Origin of the sequence: Acinetobacter sp. SwsAc5 (assembly GCF_013391485.1) — a bacterium.
GTDB lineage: Bacteria > Pseudomonadota > Gammaproteobacteria > Pseudomonadales > Moraxellaceae > Acinetobacter > Acinetobacter towneri.
In genome coordinates this window covers 1-18,594 of sequence record NZ_JACAXD010000038.1, presented here as the reverse complement: position 1 = coordinate 18,594, position 18,594 = coordinate 1, and the positions used below count along the sequence as shown (strand labels likewise).

Below are 18,594 nucleotides of genomic sequence, written 5' to 3'. Positions count from 1 at the left end.
TGTTCAAATGGCGATTCAGCGTTTAATTGGTTTTGGGAAAAAAGAAGAGTTTAAGGAAATTTTGGCAATTTTAAGAAAGCAGAATCCTGATAGGATAAGGGTTCTGTGAAATTTGTCGTGTACAGAGCAAGTTGATATTCTTGTTTTATAAAGTAGATACTGTGATGATGTATGGACAGGTTATGTCATTATTTTTAGATTTTTCTATGGAAATTTAAAATAACATCATTGGTTTATGAGGGAGAAATAAGTTAATGATTGTATAATATTGAATTTTGCTTAATCTATATACAAATAACTAAATTTGTTATAGTGCTATTTTATTGAAAATAAGAATAAGGAATAAATAGACCTTGCGAAAGTCGTTATTGCAAGTTAATTCGGTTTACCAGTGCAGCGATTAAGTTAATGCGTAAACCGAATCTTTTTCGTCTATTTCGATAGCGTTCACTTAATATTCTAAATGTTTTCAATTGACTATTGATGTGTTCCATCACAGAATTTGTGGATCATGAACGACGTGCCATGAGTACCGATCATCGTCTGGACTCTGCTTGGTTTGGTGCAGGTGCTGCGTTAAAGCAGCGTGGACTGGAGCAGGCGCTTAGTGGTTTAAGTTTCATTTAAACCAGTGCTATTACAATAATGGTCAAGAGTCATGCAGATGATTCTTCTCCAGTGAAAACACCCCTTTTGCCACATCTCCAGATGTGGCTTTTTTTATGCCGAAAATTTTACTGACCTCACTAGTTATAAGAATCAAAGCATGAATCAGATTGCACCGATAAATACCTCTCAACTCCCTCATTTCCTAATTCCGAATGAGATGAATGAATCAAATACCGTAGCTAAACGAACAGTGACCGCGAAACGTTTAGCCAATACTAAAAATATGGATTACCAGGAATGGCTAGAAGTGCGTAAGCAAGGGATTGGCAGTAGTGATGCCGCAACCGCATGTGGATTGAATCCCTACATGTCGATGCTTGTTAGCGGCAATGTAAAAATGACCCCCCAACAGCATTTGAAAATTGACCCCCTTGGTTAATATAGTGGTCTTTTTGGACTGCTCAACATGTTAACTTTGGAGCAACATCCATGTCCATCGCCTGATTTATGTCCATTGGCTCAAGGAGGGAACTGTAAGCCCTATGGGCGTTTGCATGTGAACTTGGATGAATCCGATGAATTTGGAACTTTTATCTTTAGAACTACAGGGTTTAACAGTATTCGGACTTTAGCAGCTCGACTGAGTTATTACCATGCAGCATCAAATGGTTTGTTGTCTTGCCTCCCATTGCAGTTGATATTGCGGGGCAAGAGTACGACACAGAGTTATCGTCAGCCAGTGTATTACGTGGATCTAACTTTAAGGGAAGGGATTAGCTTGAATGAAGCGATTATTCAGGCGAAGCAAATTGATGAACAGAGCAAGCAGGCGGGGTTTTATCAGGAGGCGGTGGATTTTACGGCCAGGCAAGGTTTTGCCAATACTAAGTTTGAAATCCAGAGTGAGGAGGGTATGGGTGTGCTAGAGGAGTTTTATACTGAAGATGAACCTGAGCAAATCCAGCCTGAACCGAAAACTAACGCAAAGCCCAAACTCAATCAGAGAGAGGGTTTTGTACAGGGTATTCAGCAGGGTTTAAAGCAATCCGTACAGTCACTGAACTAGGTTTGCATAGACTGTGTATGAATAGCATTTTATCGCTATGCAATATGGGAGCCTCGGCTTCCTTATTTTTTTGCTTAATTAGCAATCACGATACAGACTTCAAAAATCGAGATCAGCAAATTTAACTCATTATAGAAATCTTTGATATTGTTTGAATACATTGTTCTTGATAAGACATCTATGTATTATTTTGACAATTTACACCCTGTACTTGTTAAGTATGAGCAATCAGCATGAGTGAACAAATAATGACAGTCAAGGATGTCGCATCGTATCTAAAACTCAACGAGCGTACAGTTTATCGTATGGCCACTTCTGCAAAAATCCCAGCTTTCAAGGTTGGAACCTCTTGGAGGTTTAAGCGAGAAGATTTAGAAAAATGGATTGAAGAACAGAAAAATAATAAACTGCAGTAAGGGGCTCAGATGTGTTAATCGATAACAAAACAAGTGGCTACGTTGGTAATGAACTCAAAAAGCGTATCTTTGATGGCTCGAAGTTGTCTGTCTTATCGAGTCTATTTACTCTATACGGTTTTTCAACGCTTAAACAAGAACTTAAACAAATTCATTCTGCACGAATTTTGCTGACCAATTGGAATATACCTACGTTACAGACACTGATTGGCACAGATGCAGAAGTGCGATTATTGAATCAGTTACAACAAAAGCGTATAGCGATTGAATTTTCACAGTGGTTGAGCAGCAAGGTCGATGTGAAAGCCAGCCTAATAAATCAGCCCGGTCAGAACCTTATTCATCTCGATTCTATTGATCAAAGTTTTGCTATCCACGGCACTGCCACTTTTTCCCCTATTGGTCTGGGAGAAGTACGTTCAGATACTTTGCAAATGAATATTGGGCTTTCAGACACAGAAAGCACTAAGCAGTTGCTCTCATGGTTTGATAGTGTTTGGAATGAGGCACATAGTGCACGTGAGATTAAAAATGAACTGATCGCCAAACTAGATTACATTGCAGCGGATCAACCTGCTAGCTTTATCTATTTCCTGACGCTTTTTCATATCTTTAAAGACTTCCTTGAAGATATCGATGAAGAAAACATTATTCGCAGTAAAACAGGTTTTAAAGATACTCTAGTATGGAATAAACTTTATAAATTTCAGAAGGATGGTGTTCTTGGAGCAATTGATAAACTTGAAAAACATAATGGCTGTATCATTGCAGATAGCGTAGGCTTGGGTAAAACCTTCGAAGCCTTGGCTGTGATTAAGTATTATGAGCTCCGAAATGATCGTGTTCTGGTGTTATGCCCTAAAAAACTCCGTGATAACTGGACCATGTACACGGTCAATGACAAGAGAAACCTGCTTGCGCCAGATCGGTTTAACTATGATGTACTCAACCATACAGATTTAACTCGCCCTAAAGGTTATTCAGGCGAAATTAACCTGGAAACCCTTAATTGGGGTAACTACGATCTTCTTGTGATCGATGAATCGCATAATTTTCGTAATACCCCCAGTAAGGCAAAAGGAAAAAGTCGTTATGAGCGATTGATGAATGACATCATTCGTTCTGGTGTTAAAACTAAAGTACTTATGTTATCGGCTACACCAGTAAATAACCGCATGAATGATCTAAAAAATCAGGTCGCATTTATCACTGAAGGTCGTGATGATGCTTTTATTGATCATGGGATTAAGAATATTGATTCTACTTTGCGACTTGCTCAAATGCAGTTTAATCAATGGGTGAAGGAGCCAGCAGCAAACCGTACGACTGCATCTTTGCTGGATATCATGAGCTTTGACTACTTCAAGCTTCTTGATATTGTTACTATTGCTCGTTCGCGTAAACACATTGAAAAATATTACGGTACAGCGGATATCGGTAGTTTCCCGACACGATTACCTCCCAAAAATATATATGCTGATATCGATGCTTCTGGTGAGTTTCCACCACTCAAAGAAGTGAATAAAACTATCCGGAGATTATCTCTTGCAGGTTACTCACCACTTAAGTTTGTGCGTGATGCCAAAAAAGCAGAATACGCTCGTCGTTATGACCAAGCAGTTGGTGGAGGTAAAGGAGTTTTCAAACAAATAGACCGTGAAGAAAGCTTGATTCACCTTATGCGTGTAAACTTGCTTAAACGGATGGAGAGTTCTATTCATTCTTTTACGCTTACAGTGACTAAATTACTGCAGCAGGTAAATCATCTTCTTGCAAAAATCGATGCTCATGAATCCGAAGAGGTGGAAGCACTAAGTATTGAAGATATTCAAGACGTTGAGTTGGAATTGACTGAGCTGGAAGCCTTCATGATTGGCAACAAAACCAAGGTGCTGCTACAGGATATGGATTTGATCCGTTTCCGTCAGGAACTTGAAGCTGACCAGATCTTCCTGACGAGCATTGCCGAAACTGCGAAAAATGTTTCAGCCTCCAGAGATGCCAAGCTTGAGTTGCTTAAAAAAACTATTCATAACAAAATCCAAAACCCACTGAACCCAGGTAATAGAAAAGTTATCGTCTTCACTGCCTTTGCCGATACAGCACAGTATCTTTATGGAAACCTTGCACAGTGGGCACAAGAAGAACTGAATATTCACAGTGCACTAGTTACCGGCGGCGGAACGAATAAAACTACGATTACTGGATTTGGGTCTGATCTCAATAGCATACTCACTGCTTTTTCTCCTGTATCCAAAGAGCGACATAAAATTGATCCTGAAGCGACGACTGAATTGGATTTGCTGATTGCCACTGACTGTATTAGTGAAGGTCAAAACCTTCAGGATTGCGATACCTTGATTAACTACGATATTCATTGGAACCCAGTGCGCATTATCCAGCGCTTTGGCCGAGTTGATCGCTTAGGTAGTAAGAACAATCAGATTCAGTTGATTAACTTCTGGCCTAATATGGAACTAGATGAATACATAAATCTAGAGGCAAGGGTCTCTGGGCGAATGGTGTTGTTGGATATCTCCGCTACTGGCGAAGAGAACGTCATCGATGAAAGTACCACAGAGATGAATGACTTAGAGTACCGTCGTAAACAACTCCAGCAATTGAAAGATGTAGTAGTTGATCTGGAAGATATGAGAGGTGGTATTTCGATTACCGACTTGACCCTAAATGACTTCCGTATGGATCTGTCGAGTTATATGGGGAAAGCGGGTAACCTTACTCTATTGGAGCAAGCTCCATTTGGCCTGTATTCAGCTGTTAGCATTGATGCTGATCTTGCCGAAGATGGTATTAAACCAGGTGTAATCTTTTGTTTAAAGAATATCCGCAATGGTAAAGAAGCCATTCAGGTTGATGAAAACTACCCATTGGCACCATACTTTTTGGTGTATGTGGTAGATGATGCTGTCGTTGAGCTCAACTTTACCCAAAGTAAGAAAATACTAGATTTACTTAAACGTCAGGCATTTACCCATAGCGTACCGGATCAGGCAGCCATTTCAGTAGTGAATAGTCTTACCCGTCAGGGAAGGGATATGGCACATTATCAACACCTGCTTGCTACTGCAGTTGACAGTATTGCTGGTAAAAGCGAAGAGAAAGGCATTGAAAGCCTATTCACTAAAGGTGGAACGGTACTTAGTGCAACTTCCAGTCAGGGCATCGAGGACTTTATCGTGGTCTCTTATTTGATTTTGGCAGAAGCAGAAAAAGTCATTGGAGTATCAGGTGGGGGTTCAAATGGCTGAGTTAAATATCGGGCTACCCCACTTTGAGGCATTCTTGAACACACTTGGTGTGCCGGACAGTTGCTTGCTTAACAAGCCATTGTACAAAAAGATGTTTCTTGAACATACCGAGCTTGATGCCAAAGACAAAAAAGCCCTGAAAGACAATGTGGAAAAGATTCGCTGGTTATACACTTTAAAGCCTAGCACGATCAATATAGCGCCTTACAGCGATGAGCTGCGTGACTATAGCGAATTGGCAGTGTTGCATGTCGAGATCAATGAAACAAAGCATGCTGAACGAATTGCTCATTTTATCAATCGTGCCATTCCTTACCCGTTGATCATTTTCTTTACCGCAAATCAAGAAGGCAAAGAATATCTTGCCTTGTGCTTGGCAGATAAAAGATTAAATAAAGCCGATAAAGAAAAGTGGGTGATAGAAGAACAGCTTTTAGCCCCATGGCTGGTACTGGATGAGAGTACTGAGGTAAATCAGGCTTTCTTAAACAGCTTGCAGCTAGCTACGTTACCATTTTCGAACTTTTGGCAAGTTTATCAGGCCTTGAGCCATCGAGTAATTTCTCTTAAATGTGCCGAAATAACAGGTAGATATCACCTGGGACAAGATGCTGATAAAAGTCAGCAACAGCGTGAAAATCTGCAACAGTATCAACAGATACAGTTAGAGATTAAAAAATTACGTGGACAGATTAAACAAGCAGCGTTTAACCAGCAGGTTGAACTAAATACTCAAATTAAAAAACATGAACAAGCACTCAAACAACTCACTGAATGCTTGTAATCACAGAGGTTGAATCGTGGGAAAAATTATTCCAGAAATGGACAGTAAAACAATGGATATCGTGGCTGAAAATGTGAGCAAGCTTAAAGAGCTGTTCCCAGAGGCTTTCACTGAAGGCAAGGTAGATTTTGAAGCATTAAAAGAAGTGCTGGGTGAATATGTCGATGGGCGTGAAGAACGTTACAGCTTTACCTGGAATGGTAAAAGCAAAGCCCGGATGATTGCTCAAACATCAAGTGCTGGAACCTTGCGCCCTTGCAAAGATGAGTCTGTTGATTGGGAAACCACAAAAAATCTTTTCATTGAGGGCGATAACTTAGAGGTACTTAAACTCTTACAAAAGAGCTATCACAAAAAAGTCAAAATGATCTATATCGACCCACCGTATAACACGGGGAGCGACTTTGTTTATAAAGATAACTTTAAAGACAATATTAGAAACTATAAAGAAATTACCGGCCAGGTTGATAGTGAAGGTCTAAGCTTATCCAGCAACCCGGAAACCAGTGGACGCTATCATACTGATTGGTTAAATATGATGTATCCACGGCTGAAGCTTGCCCGAAACCTGCTGAAGGATGATGGAGTTATTTTTATCAGTATTGATGACAATGAAATTGATAATCTCAGAAAGCTTTGCTCTGAAATATTTGGAGAAGAGAATTTTGTTTCAGAGCTGGTTTGGAAAAGCGGAAGAACAGCCGCAGCACACTTTACCAATGAACACGAATATATTCTTTGTTTTGCAAAGGATAAACCAAAATTGCCATTGTTTGAATTTACAGGTGAAGCAAAAATATCGGATAGGGCTATTAAAAGGCCAACCATAAAAAATCCTGTTTCGTCTATAACATTTCCGGCAGGTATAGACTTCGAGTCTGAAGACAAAGTGTTTCCGTCTGAGTTTGGAGGCGGAGAGCCTGTTAAAATTATTGAAGGTGTTTTTGAATCGAAAAACGGGAAGTTGGCATCAGAAGTCACTATTGAAGCTGCATGGACAATGAAGGATATGATTGAAGGCTGGATTGATGGCCATGACGTGTTTGACCAAAAAGGTCAAAAAGTTAATAGATTCTTTTTTAAGGGTAATGGCGTTCTGCAATATGAAAAACAGAAAGGAACAGTTCACCCTAAATCTATTATAGAAGGCTTTACTACCAAACAAGGTGGTAATGAGATTGCCGCTCTTTTAGGGAAGAACTACTTTGACTTCCCAAAACCCAGGGGGCTTATTGAGGCCTTGCTTGATGTAGGGTCAGGAAATTCTGACATTGTTTGTGATTTTTTTGCGGGCTCTGGAACGACTGGGCATGCTGTGCTCAACAAAAACCTAGAAAATGGCACTAACAATAGATTCGTCTTAGTTCAGCTACCAGAAGCATGTGACTCTAAAGCAGATGCCATTTCTGATGGCTACAAGACCATTGCCGAAATCAGCAAAGAACGCATCCGTCGCGCTGCTGCCAAAATCAAAGAAGAAAACCCTGATTACCAAGGCGACCTCGGTTTTAAAGTCTTCAAACTCGACTCCACTAATATCAAGCCTTGGGAGCTGGATTTTGATCTGACGGAGCAGGATCTGGAGGATCAAATATCCAATATCAAGCATGGCCGTAAAGAAGAAGATGTGCTCTACGAGGTGCTGCTGAAGTACGGCCTGGACCTAACCTTACCGATTACTGAGCACAGTGTGGCTGGCCAAAAAGTATTTGATATTGGTATGGGCGCGCTGATGATCTGTCTGTCGGATGATATTTCCCTTGAAGTAGTCGAAGGCATTGCCAAATTGAAGGAAGAGCTTAACCCGGAAATTATGCGGGTGGTATTTAAAGACTCAGGCTTCGCCGATGATGTTGTTAAAACCAATGCAGTTCAGATTCTGAAGCAGGTTGGCATCGAAGATGTAAGGAGCCTGTAACATGAAGATCCAATTCGATGCGAATCTTGATTACCAAGCACAAGCCATAGAATCGGTAACCAGTGTGTTTTCTGGACAAGAAATTTGTCAGACTAATTTTACCGTTGCATCATTGCAGTCTTGGGAAGAAGGTTCACTGTTTTATGGAAAAGAAGAAAACAGTTTAGGTATTGGTAATCGCCTAAGATTATTGGATGAAGATATCCATGCCAATATCCGCAAAATTCAGCTGAAAAATGGCTTAGCACCCTCTGAATCATTCGACTCAAAAGGCGGCATACACTTGACCGTTGAAATGGAGACTGGTACCGGTAAAACTTATGTTTATCTGCGTACTATCTTTGAAATGAACCGCCTGTATGGCTTTACCAAGTTCATTATCGTAGTACCTTCGATTGCAATTAAAGAAGGTGTTCAGAAGTCATTAGAAATCACTGCGACCCATTTTAAAGAGCTGTATGAAAACGTTGCTTTTGATTATTTTACCTATGATTCTAGCAAGCTGTCAGATGTAAGAAATTTTGCGACCAGTCCTGATATCCAGATCATGGTGATTAACATTGATGCTTTCCGTAAAAGCTTCAATGACCCTGAGCAAGAAAATAAAGCCAATATTATTCACAGGGCTCACGACCGCATGACTGGGGCTAAACCGATTGAGTTTATCCAGCAAACCAACCCTATTGTAATTATCGATGAACCTCAAAGTGTAGATACCACGGACAAAAGTAAAGAAGCGATTGCCTCGCTGAACCCGATGTGCACCATGCGCTATTCTGCTACCCACGTGGAAAAGCATCACATGCTCTACAAATTGGATTCAGTAGATGCTTATGAGCAAAAGCTGGTGAAGCAGATTGAGGTAGCGGGGGTTGAGGTCAAGGATGGTCACAACCAAGCCTATATCAAGCTATTAAGCGTGGATAACAAGAAAAGTCCGATTAGTGCAAAAATAGAAATTCACGGGCGCTTAAAAGATGGCAGCATTAAAGCGAAAACCGTTACAGTCACCAGTGGTGCTGACCTGCTGGATGCTAAATACAGTGGTGGTCGTGATATTTATGATGGCTATATCGTTGAGGATATCTATTGTGAGCAAGGCAACGAGTACATCAGCTTTACTAGCAAACCTGATATTTTAAAGCTGGGCCAGGCGATTGGAGAGGTTGATCCTGATGAGTATAAGCGCCTGCAAATCCGAAAGACCATTGAGGAGCATCTGGATAAAGAGATGCGCTTGCGTCCTCAGGGTATCAAAGTATTGAGCTTGTTCTTCATCGATAAGGTGGCCAACTATCGCTGGTACGATGAAGAAGGAAATGCTCAGAAAGGTAAATTTGCTCTGATGTTTGAAGAGGAATATGCCAAAGCTATACGCAAGCCTAAATACAATCAGCTCTTTGAGGGAGTAGATCTAGATACTGCTGCTGATGGTGTTCATAACGGCTACTTCGCCATTGATAAAAAGAAAGACTCGTCTGGTAATGAAATGGTGAAGGATACATCCGGCACAACAGCTGCAGATGAAGGTGCCTATAACCTGATCATGAAAGACAAGGAAAAGCTGCTTAGTTTTGATTCCAAGCTAAAATTTATTTTCTCACACTCAGCATTGCGAGAAGGTTGGGACAACCCTAACGTCTTCCAGATCTGTACGCTGAATGAAACTAATTCCGTAATCAAAAAACGCCAAGAAATTGGTCGTGGTCTACGAATCTGTGTCAATCAAGATGGTGAGCGGGTTCATGGCTTTGAGGTTAATACACTGACTGTGATGGCCAATGAGTCTTATGAGCAATTCGCGGAGAAACTGCAGAAAGAAATCGAGCAAGAAGAAGGGATTAAATTCGGTGTAGTAGAACACCATCTCTTTGCCAATATTGTAGTTCCAGTCGATGAATACAGTCATGAGTATCTTGGTGTTGATGCCTCCAAAAAGCTTTGGGAACATCTGCAAGCAACTGGATATATTGATATCAAGGGTAAAGTTCAGGATTCTCTGAAAACTGCATTGAAAAGTGGTGATCTCAATTTGCCGGAAGAATTCAAGGCACACACACCACAAATTGCTGCAGTGCTGAAGAAAGTTTCCGGTAACCTTAATATCAAAAACCGAGATGACAAGAAAAAAGTGTCACTGAATAAAGCGGTATTTTTAAGCCCTGAGTTTAAAGAACTGTGGGATCGGATCAAATATAAAACGACTTTCCGAGTAGATTTTGACGTAGATGCACTGATCTCAAAATGCGCGGAAGAGATTAAGTCCAACCTACAGGTCGGTAAAGCCCGTTTTATCTATCGCAAGGCTAAAACCGAGATTAACCGTGGTGGTGTTCATACAGAGCAGATTCAGGAAACAGCCAGCGTCTATGAATCACGTTCATTTGAACTGCCGGATTTAATTACCTATCTTCAGAACGAAACTAATCTGACTCGTCGCACAATTGTTAAAATCATCAAGGAAAGTGGCCGCCTAGAATCTTTTAAAAACAATCCACAAAAATTCATCGAACAGGTCGCAACCATTATTCAGCACCAGATGCGTCTCTTTATGGTCGATGGAATCCAGTATCACAAAATTGGTGATGATCAGTTTTATGCACAAGAGTTATTCAGTGATAACGAATTGTTTGGCTATCTCCAGAAAAACATGGCCGAAAGTCAAAAGTCGGTTTTTGATTATGTGGTGTACGACTCTGATATTGAGCTGGAATTTGCGAATGCATTTGAGCGAAGTGATGATATCAAGCTTTATGCAAAGCTTCCGGATTGGTTCAAAATCGATACTCCATTAGGAACTTATAATCCGGATTGGGCAGTTCTTATTGAAGTGGATGGAAAAGAGAAGCTTTATTTCGTGGTTGAAACCAAGAGTACGCTATTCACTGATGCCCTTCGCCCAATCGAAACAGCCAAAATTGCATGTGGTAAAGAACATTTCAAAGCGCTTGGTAATGATGTTGAATTCACTTTTACAAAATCATTTGACGATTTTTCGGGGGAATATGTCTAAGTTGGTTGTTAAAAGTAATTACTAATCAATAATATAATATTTATTTAAGTCCTCACTTAATTAGTGAGGACTTAAAGTTTATAGAAATAAATTAAGAAATCATATTGTTATAGCTTTCGAATATTCATACTTAAAGTTTTTATGACTCCTAGTAAGTCAGGAGGATGATGGAAGTGTGCAAGTTGATATAGTATTGAAATATGCAAGCAACTATTTTTGGACTTTAGTAAATACTTCTATGGAAAATCACTAACTTTTAAGAATCGAGACACAAATACAAGAACTATAAATCTGCTACAATTACGCCAATTTTAAGTTATCACTTCACTGGCTTGATACACATTCACAAGTGTGTACAAAACTGTGTACATATTGAAGATTTCCCTTATGTTTAAAGATCAATTAGCTAGAGAAGTAGCGGCTCGCAGAACTTTTGCTATTATTTCCCACCCCGATGCTGGTAAAACCACCATGACAGAAAAACTGCTGTTATGGGGACAAGCCATTCAAGTTGCAGGGATGGTAAAAAGCCGTAAGTCAGATCGTGGCGCAACATCTGACTGGATGGAAATGGAAAAAGAACGTGGTATTTCCATTACAACTTCGGTGATGCAATTCCCGTATAAAGACAAAATGATTAACCTGCTCGATACCCCAGGGCACGAAGATTTCTCTGAAGATACTTACCGCACTCTAACTGCGGTGGACTCTGCACTGATGGTGATTGATGGTGCGAAAGGTGTCGAAGACCGTACCATTAAATTAATGGATGTGTGTCGTATGCGTGACACACCCATCATTTCATTCGTCAACAAAATGGACCGCGAAATTCGTGAACCATTAGAGTTGTTGGATGAAATTGAAAATGTCCTCAAAATTAAGTGTGTGCCAATCACTTGGCCAATGGGTACAGGGCGTGATTTCGCAGGGGTGTTTAACCTCATCGAAGAAAAGTTTTATGTGTACAAATCAGGTTTTGGTTCAACCATTCCTGAAATTGAAGTACGTGATGGCTATAACCATGCAGATTTACGTGAAAAAGTAGGTGAATTGGCATGGGCGGCATTTGAAGAATCACTTGAGTTGGTACAAATGGCGAATGAGCCTTTAGACCGTGAAGAGTTTTTAGCGGGTCGTCAAACACCAGTGCTATTTGGTACTGCTTTGGGTAACTTCGGTGTAGATCATGTATTGAATGCATTCAGTGAATATGCGCCGCCGCCAAAAGCACATCCAACTCAAGACCGTATTGTAGAAGCCAATGAAGAAGGCTTTAGTGGTTTTGTTTTTAAAATTCAGGCCAATATGGATCCGAAGCACCGTGACCGTATTGCTTTCATGCGAATCTGTTCAGGCAAGTATGAAAAAGGCTTAAAAATGAAGCATGTACGTATTGATAAAGATGTACGTATCAGCGATGCCTTGACCTTCTTGGCAGGTGACCGTCAGCACCTCGAAGAAGCTTGGCCGGGCGACATTATTGGTCTACATAACCACGGGACGATTCAAATTGGCGATACCTTCACTTCGGGTGAAAAGTTGCAATTTACAGGGATTCCGCACTTCGCACCTGAAATGTTCCGTCGTGTACGCTTGAAAGACCCATTGAAGTCCAAACAGCTGCAAAAAGGCCTTAAAGAGCTTTCAGAAGAAGGTGCAACGCAAGTCTTTATGCCACAAAACAGCAATGATTTAATCGTAGGTGCTGTTGGTGTGCTACAGTTTGAAGTCGTCGCCTATCGCCTGAAAGAAGAATACAAAGTCGATTGTATTTACGAGCCTGTCAGCATCAACACGGTACGCTGGGTGTCTTGTGCCGATGAGAAAAAGTTTAACGAATTTAAGAAAAAAGCCCACGATCAGTTGTCTGTCGATGGTGGTGGTCACTTAACTTATCTCGCGCCAAGCCGTGTGAATTTACAGTTAATGCAAGAGCGTTACCCTGACATTGAGTTTAGAAACACGCGCGAGCACTAAGCCGTTGCTAATGTTTGATCTGGCAGGTGCGATCAGCGTAGCGTAGATGAATGTTCAGCGTGGCTAAAAGTTTCAAAATTAAAACAGCTTCTTTAGGAAGCTGTTTTATTATGGGGGCGGTAAAAGATTAAAGATTATTTTTGATAAGTGAATTGGGGAAATCATGCAGCAAAAATCGGTTTATCTGGGTGCAATTTTGAGCGGGATGGTTTTGCTTAGCGCCTGTGACTCATCTAAACAAGATCAAAACTCAGATGAGCAAACGTCTATTTTTCAGAAAGATCAAGCGGATGTTTTACCGTATTTGAATATCAAGCAACAGGCAGCAGAAATTGCCTTGCCATTTTGTGAAAATAAAAACTGCATTGAATTAGAGGTACAAACTTTAAATACCCAAGATACATGGCTCAACAGTTGGATTGCAAAAAATCAGGCCATGGTGATTCAAGATCAAATTGGCTTAAAACAAAACATGAGTTTGCAGCAAGCCGTAGATGCCTATGTGAAAAAATCCGATGCTTGGCAGGCACAATTAGATCAAAATAAAGCTTATGAATTGGCGATGTACACCCGTATGGCATATCAACGCAATCAATATGTTTTGTTGCAAGTCGGGGTAGATAGCAAACAGGAAGGCACGCAGGTCAAAGAACGCTATTATTTCTTTGTGGCAGATCGGAAGCAGCAAAAAGCCTTGTCTGTTTTAGATGTGATTGATGCCAAACAACAAACCCGTATGAATACTTTTGTACAGCAGGCCTATCAGGATTGGCTCAAAACACAAAGCAGTGACGTGCAAAAAGCAGCACCTGCCAAATTATACTGGGGGCAGGCAGATTGGTTTTTTGATGATCAGGGCTTAGGATTGCATTATCGCACCCATGAAATTGTCAAAGATGGCACGCAGTTAGATATTTACCTAAGCAAAGCACAAACACAACAAGTTTTAAAAGCAGACATCTATCCATCTATGTTTTAGTAGGTGAGTACGGTGACAAGCAAAAATAGATGAAATCAAGGTTGGATTCATGTTGAAAAATAAAAGTATTTTGGCGATCAGTATTTTAATTACAACGCTAGGGATTACTGCATGTCAGCCAAAGAAAACCGAACCAGAAACAGTCGAGCCAGAGCAGACGCAGGCGGAACAACAAAGCTTAAAACTGGTCGGGGATACTGAAAAACTGAATTTGTCGTTGCCTAAATGTGAAGGGAATAACTGCCCTGAAATTTCAATTGAGCGTTTGAATAGTAATCAGGCCTTTATCGACCATTTTATTGATCAGAAAATTATTCAAGAATTGGCACAAATTTTAGAAATTGCACCACAGCAGGCGGCTTCTGAGGCTATAGCAGTTGAGAATGCAGCCAGTGAAAATACAGCAGCCAGTGCTGCAGATGCACCTGCCAGCAACCCCACTGCAGCAGCCATTGCACAAGTGGAAACTTTGGCGCAAAAATTAGAAAAACAAACTGTGCCTTATGTGCAAAGCTTTTTGGTACTTGATCAGGAACTGAAAGCTTTAAGCTCAAATCATAAAATCAGTTTGATGATTAAGCCTAAAATTTTGAATGCAGATCAGCCTTTGGCAACCGTGGTACTGAATAGCAGTAGTTATTTGGGCGGAGCGCATGGTGCATCGGCACAGCAATACTATAATTTTGATTTAGAACAGAAAAAATTAGTATTGTTAAATGACATTCTGTTAGAGAAGCAGCGTCCACAATTGGAGCGCAAAGCCTACGAAGCATTTAAACAATGGGTCATCACATCTGAACTTTCCACCAATGTGCAAGAATATGAACAAGCGTGGAAATTTAAGCTGTCGGAAAATTACTATTTAGGTCAACAGGGGTTAATTTTGCAATATGCAGAATATGAAATCGGCCCTTATGTCGTTGGTTTACCGCGCTTAACCATTCCGTATGCAGAACTGCAGGGAATTTTAAAAGCTGCGTATTTGCCTGTAACAGAAGCAGCCTCTGAAGCAACCGCAAAACCTGCCGAAGTAAGTGCAGCAAACACAACAACCAAAGCGAAGTCTTAAGATGAGCATTGCGCTGTTTGATACGCATACCCATTTTGATGTACCTGATTTTGACTCAGATCGGGAACAATTGGCGTATGCGGCAAAGGTGGCGGGCGTAGAACATTTGGTACTGATTGGCTTTGTACAATCACGTTTTCAAGATTTAATCGCTACACAACAGTTTTTAAACCAACTTGAGCATGTGCCACAAAGTCATCTTGCACCAGGCTTGCATCCTTTTTATATCGAACAGCATCAAGACCAACATCTACAAGATTTAGAACAGTTTTTGCAACAACAGCATTGTGTCGCTGTGGGTGAAATTGGCTTAGATACTTTTTTGGCTGAACATAAACAGCCTGAAGCGTTTCAAAAGCAGCAAGATTTTTTTGCTGCACAATTGGAAATCGCACGCCATCGACATAAACCTGTACTGCTACATATTCGTAAGGCCCATGCCGAAACCTTAAAAACACTCAAACAGCAACAATTTCAGTTTGGTGGCATCGCACATGCTTTTAGCGGTGGGGTGGAAGAAGCCAAAGCACTGATCAAATTGGGTTTTAAAATTGGTGTGACAGGGCAGATTACCAATCCCAATGCAAAAAAACTGCGCCGTGTTGTGCAGGAAATTGGTGCTGAACATTTGGTTTTGGAAACCGACTGTCCCGATATGACGCCTTTATGTTGTCAGACAGATACTCAATCACGAACCCGAAATACCCCTGCGAACCTGATTTATGTGCTTGAAGGTTTGGCGGATTGTTTAGATATTGCACCGCAGACTTTAGCCGCACAGCTTTGGCAGAATAGTGTTCAAGTATTAGACCTGCCTAAACTTTAGATGAAACAACACGAAGTCTGCGAAACGCAGTAAAATGCCCACACTTTGAAATTAAATTTGATTGCAGCATGACAGATCTTCTTCAAGATGATGAATATGAACGCCGTTTTGCAGGTGTGGCCAAAATTTATGGCGACAGTGCTTTTCAGCATTATGCCCAAAGTCATGTCATGGTGATAGGAATTGGCGGTGTCGGCTCTTGGGCGGTTGAGGCGTTGGCACGTACGGGTATCGGCGAGCTGACATTGGTGGATATGGATGTGGTCGCAGCATCTAACATTAACCGTCAATTGCCTGCCATGAGCTCAACCTTGGGGCATGAAAAAATTAATGTCATGGCAGAGCGTTGTCGCGCCATTAATCCACGTATCAAAATTAATTTGGTCGATGATTACCTCAGTCCAGATAACGTCAAAGCGTTATTGGCGACTGCACCTGATTTGATTTTAGATTGCATTGATGACGTAAAAGCTAAACTAGCGTTGATGCTGCATTGTCGTTTTAACAAGATTCCACTGATTGTTTCGGGTGGTGCAGGTGGCAAACTTGATCCGTTGAAAATTCGAGTGGCAGATTTATCTAAAACCGAACAAGACCCAATGCTGGCCAAATTACGCGCCCAATTACGCAGCAAAGGTATTTGTAAAAAGCCAAAAGAAAAGTTTGGGATTACCTGTGTGTATTCCATCGACAATCCATTTTCCAGTGCCGATGTTTGTCCAAGCGCAGGTTTGCGCTGTGGCGGCTATGGTTCGGCAGTGGTGGTCACGTCCAGTTTTGCGATGGTAGCTGTGGCAGAAGTATTGAAAAAGTTGGATGTTTTACAGGCTAAAAATATATAAATCAAAGCCATGCGAGGCATGGCTCATAAAAAAAATTCTTTGATTTTGCACATCGCGAATGACTTTATTCAGTAGGTCGTTGTAGCTGCTGCTCTTTTAAATAGTCTTCCGTACGCTGCATTGCCGCTTGAATGTTGACAAGAGCTTGTTCTACATCGGCAAATGTTTTGGCATTGCCGCCACTTAGTGCCTGACGCCATTTACGTGCACCAGGTAGATTTTGGAATAAACCCAAAATATGGCGGGTAATGACAGAAAGTGGCGCACCTTGTTGTAGACGTTGTTCAATATACGGCAACATGCGCTGCATAATTTCAAAACGGTCAGGCAATTCTAGCCCCCACAACTGCCCAAGCTCTGCCAGTAAATATGGGTTGTGATAGGCTTCACGACCAATCATCACCCCATCGACATGCCGGAGGTGTTGTTGGGTTTCGGCAAACGTTTTAATTCCACCATTAATTTCAATTAACAATTCGGGGCGGTCTTGTTTTAGGCGATACACATCCTCATAACGCAGAGGCGGAACTTCGCGGTTTTCTTTAGGCGATAAACCTTGTAATAAGGCAATTCGGGCATGCACGATAAAGTTATTGCAACCTGTTTGAGCCACAGTATCCACAAAATGCAGCATCTCTGCATAAGAGTGCATGTCATCAATCCCGATGCGATGTTTTACGGTCACAGGAATATCAACCGATTGACGCATGGCGGCAATACACTCTGCAACCAAGTCTGGTTCTGCCATTAAACATGCACCAATTTTATTGTTTTGTACTCGATCACTTGGGCAGCCAACGTTCAGGTTGATTTCATCATAACCCCAGTCTTGTGCCATTTTACTGCAGGTCGCAAGGTCTTTCGGATTTGAACCACCCAACTGCAAGACAATAGGATGTTCTTCTTTGCTGTAATCTAAATGGCGCTTGGCATCACCAAATAAAATTGCGCCAGTGGTTACCATTTCAGTATACAGAATGATATTGGGGTTAAATAAACGTGCAAAAAAACGGTAATCGCGGGTAGTCCAATCCATCATCGGGGCAACACTGATTCGCGGAGATTGAGTGTTTTCAGTGTTTTTGTTAATAGTCATTAAAAATCATACCTTTAAACTATATTTCGCAACCTGCGCGAATCTGTTTTAACCAGTGTTTAGGTGGGTTAATCGGTTTGCATTTACACCAAATTTTACACCATAATGGAAAAAACATGTTGTGGTGTAAATTATGGGATCAATTACAGCAAGGAAAGGTGCAGATGGTAAAGTTAACTATCGTGCTGCGATTCGAATCACTCGAAAGGGCTTTCCTGCTTTTTCTGAAAGTAAAACATTTCACTCAAAGAAATTAGCTGAAAACTGGATTAAGAAACGAGAAGTCGAAATTCAAGAAAATCCTGATATTTTGCTTGGCAAAGAAAAGTTGATTGATCTGACCTTATCAGATGCCATAGATAAATATTTGGATGAAGTCGGGAGCGAGTACGGAAGGACGAAACGCTATTCTCTGCTCTTAATTAAGAAGCTACCAATTGCGCGCAATATTATCACAAAAATAAAATCAGTACATTTGGCCGAGCATGTGGCTATAAGGAAGGGTGGAATTCCGTACCTCGATCTTGAACCTATTGCGACTAGTACACTGCAACATGAGCTTTTACATATCAGAGGTGTTCTTTCTCATGCTGCTGTTATGTGGTGTCAACGGCATTCTAAAATTGACCCCTTTTACCTTACAAATGGCAAAGTAAAATTGACCCCTTTGATCTCGTATTAAGTTTCAACCTGGGGCTGAATCCCAATTCTTTTTTTATCCTTCAAACGA

General features: G+C 41.0%; 12 protein-coding genes and 4 pseudogenes. 14 read left to right on the top strand and 2 right to left on the bottom strand.

What is annotated here, in order from left to right:
- Nucleotides 1-365 precede the first annotated feature (365 nt).
- Nucleotides 366-497: pseudogene (locus tag HYG89_RS14910) on the bottom strand (IS5/IS1182 family transposase); the annotation flags it as partial.
- Between HYG89_RS14910 and HYG89_RS14905 the strand changes: the two are divergent.
- The 13 genes and pseudogenes from HYG89_RS14905 (at nucleotide 484) to HYG89_RS14845 (ending at nucleotide 16,768) form a co-directional block, all read left to right on the top strand.
- Nucleotides 484-627, top strand: a complete 144-nt coding sequence (locus HYG89_RS14905; RefSeq protein WP_178868199.1) for a hypothetical protein — start codon at nucleotides 484-486, stop codon at nucleotides 625-627. The pseudogene HYG89_RS14910 and the gene HYG89_RS14905 overlap by 14 nt on opposite strands.
- Nucleotides 628-826: 199 nt before the next feature.
- Nucleotides 827-988 (top strand): annotated as a pseudogene (locus HYG89_RS14900) (YqaJ viral recombinase family protein); the annotation flags it as partial.
- A 96-nt stretch (nucleotides 989-1,084) separates the two neighbouring features.
- Nucleotides 1,085-1,675 (top strand): annotated as a pseudogene (locus tag HYG89_RS14895) (hydrolase or metal-binding protein); the annotation flags it as partial.
- A 233-nt stretch (nucleotides 1,676-1,908) separates the two neighbouring features.
- Nucleotides 1,909-2,091 carry a helix-turn-helix domain-containing protein gene (locus HYG89_RS14890; RefSeq protein WP_178868215.1) on the top strand — a complete coding sequence of 61 codons (183 nt, stop codon included), beginning with the start codon at nucleotides 1,909-1,911 and terminating at the stop codon, nucleotides 2,089-2,091.
- 11 nt (nucleotides 2,092-2,102) lie between these two features.
- Complete coding sequence (locus HYG89_RS14885) at nucleotides 2,103-5,360, top strand: helicase-related protein (RefSeq protein ID WP_178868214.1); 3,258 nt, start codon at nucleotides 2,103-2,105, stop codon at nucleotides 5,358-5,360.
- Nucleotides 5,353-6,144 (top strand): DUF4391 domain-containing protein, encoded by a 792-nt coding sequence (locus tag HYG89_RS14880; protein WP_178868213.1) that lies wholly within the window; start codon nucleotides 5,353-5,355, stop codon nucleotides 6,142-6,144. The genes HYG89_RS14885 and HYG89_RS14880 overlap by 8 nt, the downstream gene beginning before the upstream one ends.
- Nucleotides 6,145-6,160: 16 nt before the next feature.
- Nucleotides 6,161-8,062, top strand: a complete 1,902-nt coding sequence (locus HYG89_RS14875) for a site-specific DNA-methyltransferase (protein WP_218644974.1) — start codon at nucleotides 6,161-6,163, stop codon at nucleotides 8,060-8,062.
- 1 nt (nucleotide 8,063) lies between these two features.
- Entirely contained in the window at nucleotides 8,064-11,075 is a 3,012-nt protein-coding gene (locus tag HYG89_RS14870) for a type III restriction-modification system endonuclease (protein ID WP_178868212.1), read from the top strand.
- 387 nt (nucleotides 11,076-11,462) lie between these two features.
- Nucleotides 11,463-13,052 carry a peptide chain release factor 3 gene (locus tag HYG89_RS14865; RefSeq protein WP_178868210.1) on the top strand — a complete coding sequence of 530 codons (1,590 nt, stop codon included), beginning with the start codon at nucleotides 11,463-11,465 and terminating at the stop codon, nucleotides 13,050-13,052.
- A gap of 163 nt (nucleotides 13,053-13,215) precedes the next feature.
- On the top strand, nucleotides 13,216-14,031 hold the full coding sequence (locus tag HYG89_RS14860; RefSeq protein ID WP_096901395.1) for a hypothetical protein: 816 nt from the start codon (nucleotides 13,216-13,218) through the stop codon (nucleotides 14,029-14,031).
- A 49-nt stretch (nucleotides 14,032-14,080) separates the two neighbouring features.
- Nucleotides 14,081-15,100, top strand: a complete 1,020-nt coding sequence (locus HYG89_RS14855; protein WP_178868208.1) for an RsiV family protein — start codon at nucleotides 14,081-14,083, stop codon at nucleotides 15,098-15,100.
- A gap of 1 nt (nucleotide 15,101) precedes the next feature.
- Nucleotides 15,102-15,926, top strand: coding sequence for a TatD family hydrolase (locus HYG89_RS14850; protein ID WP_178868206.1), 825 nt, complete (start codon nucleotides 15,102-15,104; stop codon nucleotides 15,924-15,926).
- Nucleotides 15,927-15,994: 68 nt separating this feature from the next.
- Entirely contained in the window at nucleotides 15,995-16,768 is a 774-nt protein-coding gene (locus HYG89_RS14845) for a ThiF family adenylyltransferase (RefSeq protein WP_178868204.1), read from the top strand.
- A 64-nt stretch (nucleotides 16,769-16,832) separates the two neighbouring features.
- Here HYG89_RS14845 and dusA read toward each other — a convergent pair whose 3' ends face one another.
- Nucleotides 16,833-17,864 (bottom strand): tRNA dihydrouridine(20/20a) synthase DusA, encoded by a 1,032-nt coding sequence (gene dusA / locus HYG89_RS14840; protein WP_178868201.1) that lies wholly within the window; start codon nucleotides 17,862-17,864, stop codon nucleotides 16,833-16,835.
- A 133-nt stretch (nucleotides 17,865-17,997) separates the two neighbouring features.
- Between dusA and HYG89_RS14835 the strand changes: the two are divergent.
- Nucleotides 17,998-18,468: pseudogene (locus HYG89_RS14835) on the top strand (integrase); the annotation flags it as partial.
- Nucleotides 18,469-18,594: the final 126 nt, after the last annotated feature.

Bases quoted from the DNA above. Each gene is read 5' to 3' on its own strand.
- HYG89_RS14865 (WP_178868210.1), top strand. From the start codon at position 11,463: ATGTTTAAAGATCAATTAGCTAGAGAAGTAGCGGCTCGCAGAACTTTT.
- HYG89_RS14880 (WP_178868213.1), top strand. From the start codon at position 5,353: ATGGCTGAGTTAAATATCGGGCTACCCCACTTTGAGGCATTCTTGAAC.
- HYG89_RS14845 (WP_178868204.1), top strand. From the start codon at position 15,995: ATGACAGATCTTCTTCAAGATGATGAATATGAACGCCGTTTTGCAGGT.
- HYG89_RS14890 (WP_178868215.1), top strand. From the start codon at position 1,909: ATGAGTGAACAAATAATGACAGTCAAGGATGTCGCATCGTATCTAAAA.
- dusA (WP_178868201.1), bottom strand. From the start codon at position 17,864: ATGACTATTAACAAAAACACTGAAAACACTCAATCTCCGCGAATCAGT.
- HYG89_RS14870 (WP_178868212.1), top strand. From the start codon at position 8,064: ATGAAGATCCAATTCGATGCGAATCTTGATTACCAAGCACAAGCCATA.
- HYG89_RS14855 (WP_178868208.1), top strand. From the start codon at position 14,081: ATGTTGAAAAATAAAAGTATTTTGGCGATCAGTATTTTAATTACAACG.
- HYG89_RS14905 (WP_178868199.1), top strand. From the start codon at position 484: ATGTGTTCCATCACAGAATTTGTGGATCATGAACGACGTGCCATGAGT.
- HYG89_RS14850 (WP_178868206.1), top strand. From the start codon at position 15,102: ATGAGCATTGCGCTGTTTGATACGCATACCCATTTTGATGTACCTGAT.
- HYG89_RS14860 (WP_096901395.1), top strand. From the start codon at position 13,216: ATGCAGCAAAAATCGGTTTATCTGGGTGCAATTTTGAGCGGGATGGTT.